Here is a 17,141-nt window from a genome sequence, read left to right on the forward strand (position 1 = left end):
CTGCGTTATAATTTCTAATTTTCGCATTCGTTTAAGAGTGAGAAATTTATTTATGAGATTAGTGTACAAAAGTGTCCTTTCATTTACCGCCATCCTGCTGATTTTAACTTCCTGTTCGTCAAAAAATAAAAATAAAAACCAGGGTACAGATCCTGCGAATAGCAAGCCCCTTGATACTACCGCCTTGCTGGCTTACAATCCTAAAAATGCCGACAAAAAAATAGATGAGGTGATGAAAGAACTTCATCGCACCCGCGGCTTTAATGGCAATGTACTGGTCGCAAAAAAAGGCAAAATCGTTTATGAAAATGCCATAGGCTGGGCCGATTACCTGCATCGTGATAGCTTAAAGTTAAGCTATCAGTTTGAGTTGGCCTCGGTTACAAAAACCATGACCTCTACCGCCATTTTAATGCTGATGGAACGCGGCAAACTTACGCTTGACGATAATGTAAAAAAGTTTTTTCCCGATTTCCCTTATGATGGTATCACCATCCGCCTACTGCTTACGCACCGCTCGGGCATGATGAACTATGTTTACTTTATTGACGATATATACCGCAGTCAGCACCTGAACCAACGCAAAGGATTAACCAACGCTGATGCCATGAAAATGATAGCCGAATATAAGCCGCGCCCGTTTAATGTGCCCAATAAAAGGTTTTTGTATAACAACTCCAATTTTATGGTGCTTGGCGCCATTATTGAAAAAGTGAGCGGGATGTCATACGCTGATTTCATGAAACAGAATGTGTTTATCCCCGCCAGCATGATGCATACCAATGTATATTCAAAAGCGGTTTATGATAAAATACCGGTGCATGTTGTAGGGCATGATCGCGGCCAGTGGAGATATTCGGTAGCCCAAAATTTCTTAGACGGTCCTGTCGGTGATAAGGGTGTTTACAGTACCGTTGGCGATCTGTTTTTATTTGACAGGGCCCTGCGTGCAGGCAGGTTGCTGAAACAAGCTACGCTCGACTCGGCCTATGTGCCCCGGAACCCCATGTTGCACGGGCATTTTAGTTACGGCTATGGCTGGCGCACATTTACCGCACCTGGGCAGCAGGTTATTTATCATACCGGCTGGTGGCATGGTTTCAGGCACATTTATTTGCGCGATATGAAAAACGATATCACGATAGTACTGTTATCTAATTTAGCCAACGGCAGTTTGCTAAAGCTTGATGACTTGTTTAAAGCTGCGGGCATGCCGATAGTGCGTAAAAGCGCCTACAATGGCAACGGAGATACGAGTGATGATTAATAATTAGTGAGTGGTTGATTGTGTTGATTAAGTGAATGTACCTTGTAAACCTAATCAACCACTCTCTCAATAAACCATAAAAACCAAATATCATGTTTGATAAATTAATGGAAGCCCAGCAAAAGGCTGGCGAGGTAAAGAAAAGACTGGATGCTATCACTGTATCCGGCACCGCCGAAGGAGGCAAAATCACGGTTACTGCTAACGGTAATAAGGTAGTACAATCGGTACAAATAGATAGCGATTTTTTGGCCAACGCAGATAAGGAAGAGATTGAAGAGCTACTGGTAGTCGCCATTAACAAGGCGATGGAACAAGCTGACAATGTAAGCCAGAGCGAAATGGCAGCCATGACCAAAAACATGTTTGGCGACCTGGGCGGCATGTTTGGCCAATAAATGCCTACCTACAAGGGGCGATAATGGCAAAGCGTTTGTAACTTTTCTGCCACTAACGTGTTATATGTTGCAACACTTGTTTACAAGTGCTTAATTTTGATCTGTATTCATAAAACATCAAACCATGAAAACTACTTATTACGGCCAATCAACAATTGAAATAGAAACAGGCGGCAAAAAGCTGCTATTCGATCCTTTTATTACACACAACTCGCTGGCTAAGCATATTGATATCAACAGCCTTAAGCCCGATTATATCCTGGTATCGCATGGGCACGGCGATCACGTAGCCGATCTGCTCGAAGTACAAAAGAACAGCGGCGCCAAAGTTATCTGCATTGCCGAGATAGCCGGCTGGCTCAACAGCAAGGGCGTTGACAATGTACACGGAATGAATATTGGCGGTGGCTTTAATTTTGATTTCGGGCGTGTTAAAATGGTTAACGCCATACATTCAAGCACTATGCCCGATGGAGCACCGGGTGGCAATCCTGCCGGTTTTGTGATTTACGCTACAGAAGGAAAAACGATATATTTTGCCGGGGATACCGCGCTTACCTATGACATGAAACTGCTGGAAGATGACAACCTTGACTGGGCGTATTTACCATTGGGAGATAACTACACCATGGGCGCCGATGATGCCATAAAAGCAGCGGGTTTTATCAACTGTAAGAATATTATCGGGATGCATTATGATTCTTTCCCGGTTATTGAGATAAATAAAGATGAAGTTGCCGAAAAGTTTGTTAAAGCAGGTCTTAACCTAAAGCTACCAGCAGTGGGTGAGAGCCTTGATATGTAAGTAAGCATAAGATTATCTTGGCATCTCACATGCAAGGCTCTACAATAGCAAGGTTAAATGTCATGAGAGATCCTGAAACAAGTTCAGGATGGCGAAACATGTTAACAAAAAAGCTCCGGGGAATATTCCCGGAGCTTTTTTGTTGTTAAATGAAGCTTAACCTTTCATTTTCATGGTGTCTTTTTTCATGGAGGTATCTTTCTTCATTTTTTTGTGTTTCTCCTTTTTCTTGGTAGTATCCGTTTGCATTGAGCCATGATCGGCTTTTACTACTACAGTACCATGCGCAAAAACGCTTCCGAAAGAGATTGCTGCTAAAGCAACCATACATAATACCTTTTTCATCGTTTTTTAAGTTTTAAATAGTTTTATCTATTTATAACAAATTAACGCTGAATTGTTTGTATTGATTTTTTAATTAAATAACCGTTCCATTTGGTATTATAGCACGTTTCTTTACCACTACAATGCCATCCTGTACGGTATGCGTTTCAAAATCACCATCGGGCAGCGTTTCGCCCATGTTTATTTTTACATCATTACCTATGTAGGTGTTTTTATCAATTATGGCATTCCTGATCTCGCATCTATCGCCTATACCCATAATTGGCGAATTGCTCAGTTTTAGCTCGGCAATTTGATCAAGTGTTTGATAACTGTCGCATCCCATTACATAACAATTCTCAATAATGGTATCTACACCTATCCGGGTACGTATTCCTATTAACGAATGCGTAATTTGCTTGGCATTAATAATACAGCCATCGGCAATTATAGAATGCTCAAGTAATGTGCCCGATATTTTTGACGGGGGCAGCATACGAGCCCTAGTAAATATATGGTTTTCGCCAAACAGGTTGAATTTCGGAATGTTATCAGTTAATCCAAGGTTGGCCTCAAAAAACGAAGGGATGGTACCAATATCTGTCCAGTAACCTTCATACTGATAACTGGCTACCTTATGCTCTGAAATTGATTGCGGGATAATCTCTTTACCAAAGTCTGTACGGTCATTGCCTTCCAGCAAATCATATAATAACTTACGGTTAAAAATATAAATACCCATAGATGCAAGGTAAACCCTGCCTTCGGCTTTCATTTCATCGCTTACATCTGATGCCCAGCTTTCAAAATCCTTTTTAGGTTTTTCAATAAAGGCAGTAACCATATTATTTTCATCGGTTTTTAATATACCGAATCCTGGAACATCCGCAGCATCAACAGGAATGGTAGCTATAGAAATTTCGGCACCCGAATCAATATGCTGATGAATCATTTCCTCAAAATCCATCTGGTATAACTGATCGCCCGACAGGATCAACACATATTCAAATTCGTGTATAGCCAGGTGGTGCAGGCTTTGCCTTACCGCGTCGGCAGTTCCCTGGTACCAGGTAGCATTTGACGGCGTTTGTTCAGCGGCTAAAATATCTACAAAAGCGTCACTAAAGCTGCTGAAGTGATAAGTGTTTTTGATATGCTTATTTAATGATGCCGAATTGAACTGCGTTAGCACATAAATACGGGTAATGCCCGCATGCAGACAATTGGAAATAGGGATATCAACCAAACGGTATTTGCCCGCAATAGGAACGGCAGGTTTAGAGCGGGTTGCTGTAAGGGGGGATAAACGACTGCCCTGGCCACCGCCAAGCACAATTGAAATTACTTTAGATGTCATATCGTAGGGTTTAAACTTTCATACAGGTCATTATATTCTTTTGCTGATCGGTCCCACGAAAAATCGAGTGCCATCATGCGTTTGCGCAACTGCTGAAGTTGCGCGGTATTTTGATAAAGTGTAACGGCTCGAAAAATAGCATAGCAAATATCATTAACGCTGGCATTGTTAAAGCGGATGCCATAGCCATCGGTATCTCCAAAATCAATCACTGAATCAATTAGTCCGCCGGTGCTGCGTACCAGGGGCATGGTACCATATCTTAACGAATACAATTGATTAAGCCCGCAAGGTTCAACCCGCGACGGCATGAGTAAAAAATCAGCGCCGGCATAAATAAGGTGAGCAAGCGATTCATCATACCCAATAAACACGTTGCAGCGGCCCGGATACTTATCTTTTAGCGCTAACAGAGCGGCCTCCATTTCTTTATCGCCAGAGCCTAATATCAGGAAGTTCAGCTGATCCGGGTTTTCTAAAAGACTTCGCTCGATAGCCTCAGGCAGTAAATCAGCACCTTTTTCAATCACCAGGCGACCAATGAAGGTAAACAAAGGCTTATTTGGATCTAAGCCAAATCTTTCACAGATCACATTCTTATTGGCTTGCTTGCCTTTAGCCAAAGTTTTGGCGGTAAAATTACCGGCAATCATGGAATCTGTTTTTGGATCCCATACCTCGGTATCGATACCATTTATAATGCCTACCCCTTTAGCGCTCTCAATCCAGAATAAATACTCCAGCCCATTTGAATTTACAGTAAGCTCATGCAAATAAGTAGGCGATACCGTAGTATATTTCCAGCAGCACTTTACAGCGGCGGCTAATGGGTTGATGCCGCCGGCCCAGTCAAGCAAACCCGTTTTTGTTAAATCAATCTCGGGCAGGTATGATAGGTTTTCCCAGCCAAATGCACCATGATACTGTCCGTTGTGAATAGTAAATACAGTAGGTGTATTAGCCAGGCGACGGTATAGTTTAGAATGATATAGCAGAAACGGCACCAGACCCGAATGGTGGTCATGGCAATGGATAATATCCGGAGTTTGCTGCGAGTAACTTATCCAATCCAGAAAAGCCAGTTGAAAAGCGATGAACTGCTCTCTTTCATCGGGATAGCTGTACACATTTTCGCGATCGAGCAAGCCTGGTATTTTTACCAGGAAAAGCTCAAAGCCAAGCTTGTCGGTTTTTTCCTTTAATATTTCAAAGTAAAGCCGTTGGGTACCCAAAAGCGTGGCCGCGCTAAAAACAATTTCAAATTCGTTTTCGCGGGTAAACTTGCGGTCGTAATAAGGCATAACAACTGCTGCCTGCAACCCCGCCATATTTTGATATTTAGGCAGCGCTCCAACAACATCAGCAAGGCCGCCAACTTTGGCAACTGGGTAACACTCAGCACTCAGGTGATATATTTTCATTCAGGTTTTATTGGTCTCAATTTAAGCAAAGATTACTAAAAGAGAAACCTATAATGATTAATATAGTTTTTAAAATTTAGGCTGATTATTGTAAAAAACTTATTAAGATTTTAGGCTATACTTTGCAGTATTCGCACTAAAACGAGAGAAATTATGGTAACGCATTTTACCGTTTAGATACACTAAGTGGCGTTTATTGGAAAAAAACGACAGATTTATGCTTTGGCGGGTTTGTTCAGATGTAAGAAGTTGACTGATTTGGCTAAAGCCTTTTTCTGAGATTTCTTAACCGCCCCATAAATGGGACGGCAATGAGTTTTTATGTAATTTATCAATATATGCCATGCAGTAGCCAAGCTACTGAGCAAGCTTTTATTTCGCGGCTCCAATTTCTTTACTCATTCATTAATGCGCTTCCAGCCAATTCAAACCGGTACCAATCTCAACCAGGATAGGCACCTCGGTTTTAATGGCGGTTTTCATGTTGTGCATAATGATGGGTTTCACCAACTCAATTTCATGATTGGGTACATCAAACACCAACTCATCATGTACCTGCATGGTCATGCGGGCATCAAGGTTTTGCGCTTTAAGCTCGCGGTGGATATTGATCATCGCTATCTTGATCATATCAGCGGCGGAGCCCTGTATCGGCGCATTGATGGCATTTCGTTCGGCAAAGCCGCGTACCGTGGCATTGGCCGAGTTTATATCGCGCAGGTATCTGCGCCTGCCCATCAGGGTACACACATAGCCATTTTCACGGGCAAAATTCATGGTATCGCCCATGTATTGTTTTATACCGGGGAATTGCACAAAATACTGTTCAATAATATCGGCAGCTTCTTTACGCGGTATACCCAGGCTTTGAGATAAGCCAAATGCCGACTGCCCGTAGATAATGCCAAAATTAACCGCTTTGGCATTACGGCGCTGATCGCTCGTTACTTCATCCAGGCCTACACCATATACATTAGCTGCTGTGGCGGTGTGGATATCCAGGTTATCAATAAATGCCTGCATCATGTTGGCATCCTTACTGATTTCGGCAATAATGCGCAGCTCTATCTGCGAATAATCCGCAGATACAATACTGTGTCCGTTATCTCTTGGAATAAAAGCTTTACGCACCTCGCGGCCACGCTCGGTACGAATGGGTATATTTTGCAGGTTTGGGTTTACACTGCTTAACCGGCCTGTTGCCGCTACTGCCTGGTTATAGGAGGTATGCACACGCCCGGTTTTAGGGTTTACCATAGTTGGCAGTGCATCCACATACGTTGATTTTAACTTTTGCAACTGGCGAAAATCTAATATATCGCGTACGATATCACTTTTAGCAGCTAACGATAGCAGCACATCTTCGCCGGTTTGATATTGGCCGGTTTTGGTTTTTTTTGCTTTAGGGTCAAGCAGCAGCTTTTCAAACAATACCTCGCCCAATTGCTTCGGCGATGCAATGTTGAACCGTACGCCTGCCTTATCATACACTGTTTTTTCAAGCTTGGCAATATCGGTTTCCAGTTCTTTAGAAAACTCGCGCAGTGTATCATGATCAATTTTTACCCCTTCGTACTCCATATCAGCCAGTACATAAATAAGCGGGTGTTCAATTTCATTGATCAGCTTTTCGCTCTCCACCTGTTTTAACTTAGGCTCAAAAATGGCTTTAAGCTGCAGCGTAATGTCGGCATCTTCAGCAGCGTACTCTTTTATCTTTTCAATTTCCACATCGCGCATATTGCCCTGGTTTTTACCTTTAGGCCCAATAAGTGAGGTGATAGAAACCGGTTTATAGCCCAGGTAATTTTCAGACAGGATATCCATGCCATGGCGCGTATCGGGGTCAATCACATAGTGGGCCATCATGGTATCAAACAAAGCACCATTTACCGCTACATCATACCATTTCAACATCAGGATATCAAACTTAATGTTCTGACCTATCTTGCTGATATGCTCGGCCTCAAAAACCGGTTTAAATTCGGTCACTATCCCTTTTGCCTCATCCTGATTGGCCGGAACAGGCACATACCAGGCCTGGCCAGGCTTTATAGCGAATGACAAACCCACCAGCTCGCAATGGTTGGCATCTGTACCTGTAGTTTCGGTATCAAAACAGATGGTTTGCTGCTGTAATAATAAAGTGATCAGTTCCGCCCTTGTTTCCAGTGTATCGGCCAGGTGATATTCGTGCGGTACATTATCAATATTTTTAGCGGCAGTAGTAATATCCTCATGAATATCTTCCACATCAACCGTCATGGTGGTACGGGCAGTAGCAACAGGCTCGCCAAAAAGATCGGTTTGTACCGAAACAGCTTTCATTTCGGTAATACTGAAATCATCGCCAAAAACACGCCTGCCCAGTGTGCGGAACTCGAGCTCTGCAAAAAGCGGCTCTAACAAATCTTTGCTTGGCGCACACATTTCCAGTCCGGCTTCGTCAAGTTCAACAGGGACATTTAATAATATAGTTGCCAGTTTTTTTGACATCAGGCCCTGCTCGGCATACTGCTCCACATTTTCGCGCTGTTTTCCCTTTAACTCATGGCTATGCGCTATGATCTCTTCCATGGAGCCATATTGTTTAATAAGGGCTTTGGCCGTTTTTTCGCCAATGCCGGGAATGCCCGGAATGTTATCAACAGCATCGCCCCATAAACCTAAAATATCAATAACCTGCTCTACATGCTCAATCTCCCATTTCTCCAGCACTTCCTTAACACCCAGTATCTCCATTTCATTACCCATACGGGCGGGTTTATAAATGCGGATATTTTCAGACACCAGCTGCGCGAAATCTTTATCGGGTGTCATGCAGTAAACCTGGTAGCCTTTTTGCTCAGCTTTTTTAGCCAGGGTGCCAATAATATCATCGGCCTCATACCCGTCTGACGTGATCACGGGAATATTGAAGCCCAGTATTACCTTAATTACATAAGGGAGGGCTTTGGACAGATCCTCGGGCATAGCCTCACGATGGGCCTTGTAATGTTCATAATCTGTATGGCGTTCGGTTGGTGCATCAGTATCAAACACCACTGCCATGTGCGTTGGTTTTTCTTTCTTCAAAACATCAAGCAGGGTATTGGTAAAACCCATAACAGCCGATGTGTTTAATCCACCCGATGTAAATCGCGGACTTTTACTTAAAGCAAAATGCGCCCGGTAAATAAGGGCCATGCCATCCAAAAGAAATAGTTTTTTCATTGATATTTTACACTAATTGTACAGATTTATTCGAATTACACGAATTTAAGGGCACAATGGTTTACGCAAAAATAACATTTATGGGCACAAAGAATGATTAATTGGCGCTATAATTAATTCGTGTAATTCGATATTATTCGCGAAGGTTTGGTCTATCCAATTCGTGTAATTCGAATAAATCCGTGCCTAATTAGTGCTATCTGAAATCACAACTGGCCAGATGATCGTTTACCATGCCGGTTGCCTGCATGTGAGCGTAGCAAATGGTGGTACCGAAGAATTTAAACCCGCGTTTTTTCATATCCTTGCTTATGGCATCAGATATATCCGTACTGGCTGGTATATGTTTTTCGGGATGGTTGATCAGCGGTTTACCATCGGGCATAAAGTTGTACAGGTATTTATCAAACGAGCCAAACTCCTTTTGTACCTCTAAAAATAATTTCGCATTATTTATGGCGGCAAGTATCTTTAAATGGTTACGGATAATGCCAGAATCCTGCATCAGGCGTTCTACATCTGCTTCGGTAAAAGCGGCTACCTTTTTAACATCAAAGTCGGCAAAGGCTTTACGATATCCTTCCCGGCGGCGCAAAATAGTGATCCAGCTTAAGCCGGCCTGCGCCGATTCGAGTACCAGGAACTCAAATAAAGTTTTATCATCATGAGTGGTTTTTCCCCATTCCTCATCGTGGTATTTCATGTATAAAGGATCGGTACCGGCCCATGCGCATCGGGTTAAGTTTTTGGTTGGCATAATTGTTTTTTGTGTTAGATATGAATAATAAAATTATGTCATTGGGAGGCATGAAGCAATCTCATAGGACAATTTGCAGGCTATGCATAATGAGATTGCCACGCTGCGCTCGCAATGACAATATGGGAATAATCATTTCAGCCTGCAACCCGTTACTTGCTAAACGTCATTCAGCTCATCCCAATACTCCACAGCCCTGCGGTAATGAGGAATTACGATGGAGCCCCCTACCAAATTAGCTATCATAAATACCTCGTTCATTTCGTCGGAATTTACGCCGGCTTCGTGACATTTGCCCAAATGGTATTTAATACAATCATCGCAACGCAAAACCATGCTGGCTACCAGGCCAAGCATTTCTTTGGTTTTAACATTCAGTGCACCTTCGGCGTAGCTGGTGGTATCAAGCGCGAAAAAACGTTTAATATTGGTATTAGCTGTTTCCATTATCCTGTCGTTCATTTTGGAACGATAGGCCTCAAATTCTCCTATTAATTTTCCCATGATATTTGGTAATAATAAAAACTATGCATATTGGTTGCCTTATTCGGACAAAAAAATATCTTTGCAAACCTAAATCTTATACATGAAAATTTTATACTGCTTTACAGTTTTATACGCCCTGACTATCTCTTTTTTACATGCACAAAGCAATTATAAACAAGGCTATGTGGTGAACATGAATAATGACACATTAAAAGGGTTTATTGATTATAAAGAATGGTCACATAACCCAACCGGGATAAATTTTAAAACAGGTAATAGCAATACCCCTCAAAAATACACACCTTTAAACACAAAGGCGTTTTCGGTAAACAACCTTGAATACTATGAAAGGTTTATTGTACAAGTAAGTAAAAGCCACGTAGAACTATCGGATATATCCCACAATCTGGATACGACCTATCGTATCGATACTGTATTTTTAAAATCCATGGTGCTGGGTAAACACATTTCACTTTATAGTTTTACCGATGAAATTAAAACCCGTTTTTATGTCCTTGACAACTCCAATGGTCAGATAAATGAACTAAAGTATCTTTTATATTTAAATGACGAAACAAATACGATAAAAGAATCAAGCGGTTATCGCCTGCAGCTGCTTCGACTCGCCGCAAATTACCAACCTGGAAATACAAAATTAATCAATTTAATAAATGAAAGCAGTTATTCGGAAAAGAAGCTCACTGCTATTTTTGTGGCTATAAATGGAGATAGTAACCAGCTGATTGTTCGCGAAAACGCTTTTGGAAAACGCTTTTTCGTAGGTGCTGGTGTAAGGAACAGTAAATTAGCCTTTTCGGGAGTTAATACCGCATTCCCGGATGGGACCCAAAAAAGTAGCATTTCACCTGTGTTATCAACAGGAATTGACTTTTTAACAAATAAGAATACAAAAACATTCTTCCTGAGGTTTGAGTTAGAATTAGCTGCCAACCATTTTAAATTCCCCAAAATTGTATCTTCCAACAACAATATGGACAATTACAACAGCCTTGATTTTAAACAATACACACTCGCGCTAATGCCTCAGGTAGTTTACAATTTTTATTCGACGGATAATTTGAAGTTGTTTATTGACCTTGGTTTTTCAGCAAATTTTTCGGCATATAATAATTATGATTATGTAACTACCTATAGTGATAACTCTACTTCGATAAGAAATAAATTTCCGGAGTTTGAACAGTTTTATTTCTCTCTTCCATTGAAGGCTGGCGTTTTACTAAATAAACATTTTGAAATTTACGGTTCTTACTGGCTCTCATCATCAACTACCAATTATAGCCAATTTTCTGCAGGCCTTTCGGCTTACCAGGCAGGCATTAATTATATGTTCGGCAAATAAATATTTATTAAAGGGCCAATCAGTTATTTTAATGATGCAATAGTTTTCTGTAATACATTATAAAAACAAACGTTATAATCACCACATTTTAACCAATTGTGCCATGATCAACTTTAAACGGGCCGACCATATACATATCTGTGTTCTGCATGGTAAGCTGGAAGAAGCGCGGCTATTTTATACCAATATCATCGGCCTGCAATTAATTGATAGGCCGGATGTATTTTCGTCAGCCGGCTATTGGTTCAGCTTAGCTGATATAGAATTGCACATTGGGATTGAAGATAGCCTGCCGCGCTCCATCAGGCATACTGCAATGGAGGTGAGCAACGTTTCCGCCGCACGCAAACACCTGGAAAATCATGGGGTTGAAATAGTGGAAGAACCGGTAATACCCGGTCGCATACGCTTTGCCTTTATTGATCCGTTTGGCAACCGTATGGAGTTGCTGCAAATGCTATAAAGCCAGCTCTATGGATGGATCCCAGAATAAGGTTTTAAAATCCTGCACCTGGTCATCCTTTACCTTTACGCCCTCGCTTTCCAATAGTTGCTGCATTAAATCGCCCCCGAAATGGAATTTAGCAGTGAGCAGCCCCTGGCGGTTCACTACCCGGTGAGCGGGCACTTTTGGTACCACTTTGCCTGCAGCCTGCATGGCATAACCCACCATACGCGATGAGCCTTTTGTACCTAAATAGTTGGCAATTGCTCCATAAGAGGTTACCCGCCCCGTTGGTATAAGACGGGCTACCTGGTAAACTTTATCAAAAAAATTAATATCCTCCATAATATGGATGGTTAAGCAAAAGAAAATTTAAGATAGTTAATGTTCTTATTATCTTTTAAATATTTTTTCTCATAATATGTTTTGATTGACAGCACTTCATCTGCATAAGGCGAATGGTAAAGGTCTTCGGTTTTAATGTGGAGTTTTAGTTTCAGCTCCTCTATTTTTTCGGCAGTGTAAGCATGCAGGCCATCATTGTCGGTTTTAAGGTTTACACAGCCACCGGGTTTTAATATTTCTATATATTTATCCAGAAACCGGGAGGAGGTAAGTCGTTTTTTTTCGCGGCTTAGTTGCGGCTGGGGGTCGGGAAACGTTATCCATATCTCATCTATTTCGCCATCGGCAAAATAGTCGAGCAGGTTTTCTATCTGTATCCGTAAAAATGCTACGTTCGGAACGTTTTCTTCCAGCGCGGTTTTGGCCCCACGCCATATACGGTTACCTTTATAATCAATACCAATAAAGTTTTTATCCGGAAATAAGGTGGCCAGGTTCACGGTATATTCGCCTTTACCACAGGCCAGTTCCAAAACCACCGGATTGCTATTCTTAAAAAAGCTATTGCTCCACTGGCCTTTAAATGGCTTGCCGGCATCTAACTGTAATACATTGCTAAAGGTTTCTATTTCAGCAAAGCGCCTTAATTTATCTTTTCCCACTTCTTTAAATAAAGTGCAAAAATAGCCTTTTCTGTAAAATGTGAAACCCTTGCTTGCGGGCAAAAATTCGTGGCTACAACACTACCGGGGGCGGAACAGCGGGCATCCCCTTGCGTACCTCGGGCGATTTACTTTTAACCGATTTGCTAAATAGAGATCTTATCTTCCCCCACAAACCACCAATAGAGTCTTCACTGATATAATTTGACGCTTTTTGCGATACCAGACCAACCAGGGCCTTAACTAAAAAATTGGAGTGTTTAAAAAGGGTTTTATTTAAGGTGAGGGGCACAACAATTCTTGATAACAGCCCAAAAAAATCTTGGTTAAAAATGCCCGGCTGTTTTTCCCCTTCATCTTTATTTGAAAACAGCGACAATAAAGTTGAGAAAAGTGCTGATGGGCTATTTACACGTGCTATCAATGCAACACTTTGTTGATTTTCAATAACGCGGAGCCTGGAAATTTCTTCCTGAAGATCGTTTATATTATTTATTTGCTGAAAACCCATGGCTTTACTTTTTAAATAGTTTTTGAATGAAGAGATTTACAAGCGGCTTTTCAATACGTTCCTTATTCAGTTTAATAACAACTGCAATAATTAAATAAATAAGCGCAACGCAACCAAAACCTTCCCAAAATGAATCCAACACATCAGATAGATAATAAGCTAAAGTAAAGCTGGCAAATATAAAGGCTAAAACCATACTTATGGCGGTAATGGCATCAGTTATTACACTTGCTAAAATTGAAGTTCCACCTTCAATGGCCTCATATTTTAAAAGCTTAAAACGCGTTTCGGCATATTCTTTTAGCTGATCAACAATTGGCGGTAATGGTGGTGGTGTTTCTTTTTTGGCTTCCATAGGTATATGTATTATTTGTTAGGGTATCAGGTAGTTAGTATCAAGTATCAAGACAGCCGCATTTGTTTTAAGATATCTGCAAAGAGAAATCTTGATACTTGATATTAATTACTTGATACTTATGCATGTTCCAGATCGTCCTGATATTCTTCTTCCGCGCCCCTGATCTTTGATTTTATATTTTCAACCACCTTGTCTTTTAAACCTACCAGGTTATCTATTTCCGCAGCCGCAGTCTCTTTAATAGAATCGCCCAGGTTTTTTAATGATTCTGTAAGCTTATCGCGTGTTTCGTTACCTTTATCAGGTGCAAACAAAATTCCCAAAGCTGCTCCTGCCGCCAAACCTGCAAGCAATGCAACAACTACTTTTGTGTTATCATTCATTGTAATATAATTTTAAGTTGAACATTTGTTTTTATATGATTAAATACCTTGCCAAATATCATAAATCAGTTAATTTGTCTGCAATTTCTGTATAAATATTTTTTTATGACCGGTTCACTTTTATCCCTGTGTTCACAAAAGTATTCATTAACCCGGTCAGTTTTCAGGGGTACGTATACGTTCTAAACGGTCGGCAGCCATTCTGTTTGTTTCATATATCTCCAGCAACAGCAAAAAATACGACAATAATACCGGCCCAAAAACCAAACCCAAAATACCGAAAAGCGGCAACCCTATAAATACCCCAATAACCGATATTATAGGATGAGTATTGGCTATACGTTTATTAATGATCATGCGTAAAACATTATCAACATTACCTATAAACAACAACCCGTAAGCTAACAGTAAAATCCCATTTAAAGTATGCCCCTGCGCAAATAATATAATACTTGCCGGTATGCACAACGTTGGCGCGCCAACAACCGGTAAAAATGAAATAAAAGCACCTATGACACCCCAAAATACTGCATCCGGAATTTTAAACGCATAAAAGCCCATGGCTAACAATGTACCTTGCATAATGGCTATTATTCCTTGTCCTAAAACGTTCGAATAGGTAGAATCGCGCAGCGCGGCTGCAAACTTTAAAGCATGCTGTTCCCGAAAGGGCGCGTACTTTAACAGGCCGGCTTCAAACTCCCTGATTTGCGTGAGCATAAAATACAATAAAAAATACAAAACCAGCAGAGTTATGATAATGTTTGCCGCGCTGCTTAGTATAGAAGGAAAAAGCTCGGTAGCAAACGTTCCCAATTTTTGTAATGTATTTTCGGCAAAACGAGGTTGATTAAGGTTGGACGCAGCAAAAGCATCAATTTTTGAGGTCCATTGATCAATAGGTAATGATTTAATGTTGATGCTTGATATTTTACCCACTACCATAATGCTTAATGATAGAAATGGAATAACAATTACAATTAGCGAGGTAAAAATAATAAGCAAGGCAACCAGTACTTTGTTCCAGCCTTTTTTTTCGACAAGGTGAATATAAAGGGGTCTGAAGATGGTGAACAGTACAATAGCGCCCAATATAGAACTGAATAAACCACTAAGTGCATAAAGCAAAAAACAGCCCAGCACCACTATGCTTACCAGAATAATATTATTGCGCTGTTTATAATTAAAAATTGACATTAAGGCTTAGTTAAAGGGTACGATATTAAAACAAAAAAACGCTAAAAAGGTTTAGCGCTTTTAAAGTAAATACACCATAAAAAGGCTATTCTGAATCATTAAGCAGATTGTTTATCTGCGTTGAACTTGTTAAGATGGTATCCATATAAAATAAACAATCAGCCGAGGGATCGGGCATTTCGTATTTTAACTGTTCCAATGCCAAATGAATGTTTGAGAGCTGGTTTTTAATATCATGCTTCAACTTACGCAGTTTGTCATCGCTATCACCCGTTAGTTGCCGTGGTTCTGACATTTTTTACTTAAGGTTTATGGCCTTCATTTTATTATAAAGCGTTTTACGGTCGATATTTAAGATCTCCGCGGCTTTTGTTTTATTAAAATTAACTTCCCTTAAAACTTTAATAATGGTTTCATACTCGGCCTCGAGCGCGGCATTTTTAAGGTCATGTCGCGCTTCTTTCATTTCGGGTACTTCGTGCGTTGTAGTAAAGCCCGGCTCAAATGAAGGAGCTTTAAAATTTGATATCTCCAATGGAAGCGCCTTCATGGTGATCTCGCTGTCTTCGGCCAGCAATGCCGCACGCCTGATCACATTTTTAAGTTCGCGGATATTACCCGGCCACCTGTAGTTCATAAAGCAGTCAACCACTTCGGCAGAAAACGTTGTCACATTACGGCCCAATTCTGCATTAACCGATTTTAAAAAATGTTCAGCAAGCAGCATAATATCGGTACCACGATCACGCAAGGGCGGCATATATATGGTAAACTCATTAAAGCGGTGATAAAGATCTTCCCTGAATTTTCCTCTTTGTATACCTTCCTGCAGGTTTTCGTTGGTAGCTATAATAATACGTACATCAAGATCAATTTCTTTAGTACTGCCTATCCTTTTAACTTTCCGCTCCTGAACGGTGCGCAGCAGTGCTGCCTGTATTTCGTACGACAGGTTCCCCACCTCATCTAAAAACAATGTACCGCCATTAGCCATTTCAAAATGCCCTATTTTGGTATATAAGGCCCCTGTAAATGATCCTTTTTCATGACCAAAAAACTCGCTCGCGGCCAGCTCCTTAGTTAAGGATCCGCAATCCATAGCTATAAATGGCTGACTGTGCCGCGGACTATTAAGGTGAATGCTTTTTGCAACCGACTCCTTACCGGTGCCGCTTTCTCCTAAAATAATTACACTATAGTTAGTAGGGGCAACCAGTTCTATTTGCCGTAACAGCTCTTTTGAAGCCCTGCCTGTACCGGCAACAAACTCCGACGCAAAAATCTGCTTTTTGTTGTCCCTGGTTTTTGATTTATCTGTAATTATATTATCAACCGGCATTTCTTCAACCAGGGCATGATGCGTTTCAAATGCCTTATTAATAGTATTTAATATTTCATCGGGATACAGCGGTTTGGTGATATAATCATATGCGCCCATTTTTATGAGCTCAACCGCCATTTTAATATCCGAATACCCGGTAATAATGATCACTCCGGTTTTGGGATATTGAGTTTTAATATTTCTGAGCATCTCGCGGCCATCGGTATCTTCCAGCCTGAAATCGCATAAAACAAGATTGAATTCTTCGTTTTTTAAGGCTTCCATGCCGCTTGTTCCGCTCGAAGCGGTACTTACATCAAAGCCGTTCCGGGTTAAAAATTTAGATAGCAATAAAGCCACATTAACTTCATCATCAATGATGAGGATTTTCTTCATAAGAGCAATACTGATAACGGTAAATGTATTTAAACGTGTTAAGTTACAAACAATGTTGCTAATTTATGGAGCTTTATTTAAATATGGGGCTTTAAACACAAAAAAAGAATAAAACAAAAAGGGAGGTCGCAATTG

At 40.9% G+C, this 17,141-nt stretch carries 19 protein-coding genes; 5 read left to right on the forward strand and 14 right to left on the reverse strand.

Going from position 1 to position 17,141, the window contains the following annotated elements; all coding sequences use genetic code 11:
• The first annotated feature begins 52 nt into the window (after nucleotides 1-52).
• From SNE25_RS01265 to SNE25_RS01275, 3 genes are all read left to right on the forward strand, one after another.
• Nucleotides 53-1,267 (forward strand): serine hydrolase domain-containing protein, encoded by a 1,215-nt coding sequence (locus tag SNE25_RS01265; protein WP_321563277.1) that lies wholly within the window; start codon nucleotides 53-55, stop codon nucleotides 1,265-1,267.
• A 92-nt stretch (nucleotides 1,268-1,359) separates the two neighbouring features.
• Nucleotides 1,360-1,665 carry a YbaB/EbfC family nucleoid-associated protein gene (locus SNE25_RS01270; RefSeq protein ID WP_321563278.1) on the forward strand — a complete coding sequence of 102 codons (306 nt, stop codon included), beginning with the start codon at nucleotides 1,360-1,362 and terminating at the stop codon, nucleotides 1,663-1,665.
• A gap of 124 nt (nucleotides 1,666-1,789) precedes the next feature.
• Nucleotides 1,790-2,470 (forward strand): metal-dependent hydrolase, encoded by a 681-nt coding sequence (locus SNE25_RS01275; protein ID WP_321563279.1) that lies wholly within the window; start codon nucleotides 1,790-1,792, stop codon nucleotides 2,468-2,470.
• A gap of 156 nt (nucleotides 2,471-2,626) precedes the next feature.
• Here SNE25_RS01275 and SNE25_RS01280 read toward each other — a convergent pair whose 3' ends face one another.
• The 6 genes from SNE25_RS01280 to SNE25_RS01305 form a co-directional block, all read right to left on the reverse strand.
• On the reverse strand, nucleotides 2,627-2,815 hold the full coding sequence (locus SNE25_RS01280; RefSeq protein ID WP_321563280.1) for a hypothetical protein: 189 nt from the start codon (nucleotides 2,813-2,815) through the stop codon (nucleotides 2,627-2,629).
• A 73-nt stretch (nucleotides 2,816-2,888) separates the two neighbouring features.
• On the reverse strand, nucleotides 2,889-4,151 hold the full coding sequence (locus SNE25_RS01285; protein ID WP_321563281.1) for a glucose-1-phosphate adenylyltransferase: 1,263 nt from the start codon (nucleotides 4,149-4,151) through the stop codon (nucleotides 2,889-2,891).
• Complete coding sequence (locus SNE25_RS01290) at nucleotides 4,148-5,572, reverse strand: glycogen synthase (protein ID WP_321563282.1); 1,425 nt, start codon at nucleotides 5,570-5,572, stop codon at nucleotides 4,148-4,150. The genes SNE25_RS01285 and SNE25_RS01290 overlap by 4 nt, the downstream gene beginning before the upstream one ends.
• 405 nt (nucleotides 5,573-5,977) lie before the next feature.
• Nucleotides 5,978-8,785, reverse strand: a complete 2,808-nt coding sequence (gene polA / locus SNE25_RS01295) for a DNA polymerase I (protein WP_321563283.1) — start codon at nucleotides 8,783-8,785, stop codon at nucleotides 5,978-5,980.
• A 196-nt stretch (nucleotides 8,786-8,981) separates the two neighbouring features.
• Nucleotides 8,982-9,542, reverse strand: a complete 561-nt coding sequence (locus tag SNE25_RS01300) for a DNA-3-methyladenine glycosylase I (RefSeq protein ID WP_321563284.1) — start codon at nucleotides 9,540-9,542, stop codon at nucleotides 8,982-8,984.
• 159 nt (nucleotides 9,543-9,701) lie between these two features.
• Complete coding sequence (locus SNE25_RS01305) at nucleotides 9,702-10,046, reverse strand: carboxymuconolactone decarboxylase family protein (RefSeq protein WP_321563285.1); 345 nt, start codon at nucleotides 10,044-10,046, stop codon at nucleotides 9,702-9,704.
• An 82-nt stretch (nucleotides 10,047-10,128) separates the two neighbouring features.
• On the opposite strand from SNE25_RS01305, the gene SNE25_RS01310 reads away from it, so the two are divergent.
• Nucleotides 10,129-11,388: a hypothetical protein gene (locus SNE25_RS01310; protein WP_321563286.1), complete on the forward strand. Its 1,260-nt coding sequence runs from the start codon at nucleotides 10,129-10,131 to the stop codon at nucleotides 11,386-11,388.
• A gap of 103 nt (nucleotides 11,389-11,491) precedes the next feature.
• Complete coding sequence (locus tag SNE25_RS01315; protein ID WP_321563287.1) at nucleotides 11,492-11,851, forward strand: VOC family protein; 360 nt, start codon at nucleotides 11,492-11,494, stop codon at nucleotides 11,849-11,851.
• On the opposite strand, the gene SNE25_RS01320 is transcribed toward SNE25_RS01315, so the two are convergent.
• The 8 genes from SNE25_RS01320 to SNE25_RS01355 form a co-directional block, all read right to left on the reverse strand.
• The gene (locus SNE25_RS01320) at nucleotides 11,846-12,178 is read right to left on the reverse strand and encodes an MGMT family protein (RefSeq protein ID WP_321563288.1); all 333 of its coding nucleotides are present in this window, start codon (nucleotides 12,176-12,178) and stop codon (nucleotides 11,846-11,848) included. The genes SNE25_RS01315 and SNE25_RS01320 overlap by 6 nt on opposite strands.
• Before the next feature lie 11 nt (nucleotides 12,179-12,189).
• The gene (gene trmB, locus SNE25_RS01325) at nucleotides 12,190-12,840 is read right to left on the reverse strand and encodes a tRNA (guanosine(46)-N7)-methyltransferase TrmB (protein ID WP_321563289.1); all 651 of its coding nucleotides are present in this window, start codon (nucleotides 12,838-12,840) and stop codon (nucleotides 12,190-12,192) included.
• Nucleotides 12,841-12,913: 73 nt separating this feature from the next.
• A complete protein-coding gene (locus SNE25_RS01330; RefSeq protein ID WP_321563290.1) occupies nucleotides 12,914-13,351 on the reverse strand; it encodes a hypothetical protein in 438 nt (145 codons plus the stop codon).
• A gap of 4 nt (nucleotides 13,352-13,355) precedes the next feature.
• A complete protein-coding gene (locus SNE25_RS01335) occupies nucleotides 13,356-13,706 on the reverse strand; it encodes a phage holin family protein (RefSeq protein ID WP_321563291.1) in 351 nt (116 codons plus the stop codon).
• A 119-nt stretch (nucleotides 13,707-13,825) separates the two neighbouring features.
• Complete coding sequence (locus SNE25_RS01340) at nucleotides 13,826-14,092, reverse strand: YtxH domain-containing protein (RefSeq protein WP_310094725.1); 267 nt, start codon at nucleotides 14,090-14,092, stop codon at nucleotides 13,826-13,828.
• Nucleotides 14,093-14,248: 156 nt separating this feature from the next.
• Entirely contained in the window at nucleotides 14,249-15,289 is a 1,041-nt protein-coding gene (locus SNE25_RS01345) for an AI-2E family transporter (RefSeq protein ID WP_321563292.1), read from the reverse strand.
• Nucleotides 15,290-15,374: 85 nt separating this feature from the next.
• The gene (locus tag SNE25_RS01350; RefSeq protein WP_321563293.1) at nucleotides 15,375-15,584 is read right to left on the reverse strand and encodes a hypothetical protein; all 210 of its coding nucleotides are present in this window, start codon (nucleotides 15,582-15,584) and stop codon (nucleotides 15,375-15,377) included.
• A 3-nt stretch (nucleotides 15,585-15,587) separates the two neighbouring features.
• Nucleotides 15,588-17,006, reverse strand: coding sequence for a sigma-54-dependent transcriptional regulator (locus SNE25_RS01355; RefSeq protein ID WP_321563294.1), 1,419 nt, complete (start codon nucleotides 17,004-17,006; stop codon nucleotides 15,588-15,590).
• Nucleotides 17,007-17,141: the final 135 nt, after the last annotated feature.

Origin of the sequence: Mucilaginibacter sabulilitoris, from assembly GCF_034262375.1 — a bacterium.
Lineage (GTDB): Bacteria > Bacteroidota > Bacteroidia > Sphingobacteriales > Sphingobacteriaceae > Mucilaginibacter > Mucilaginibacter sabulilitoris.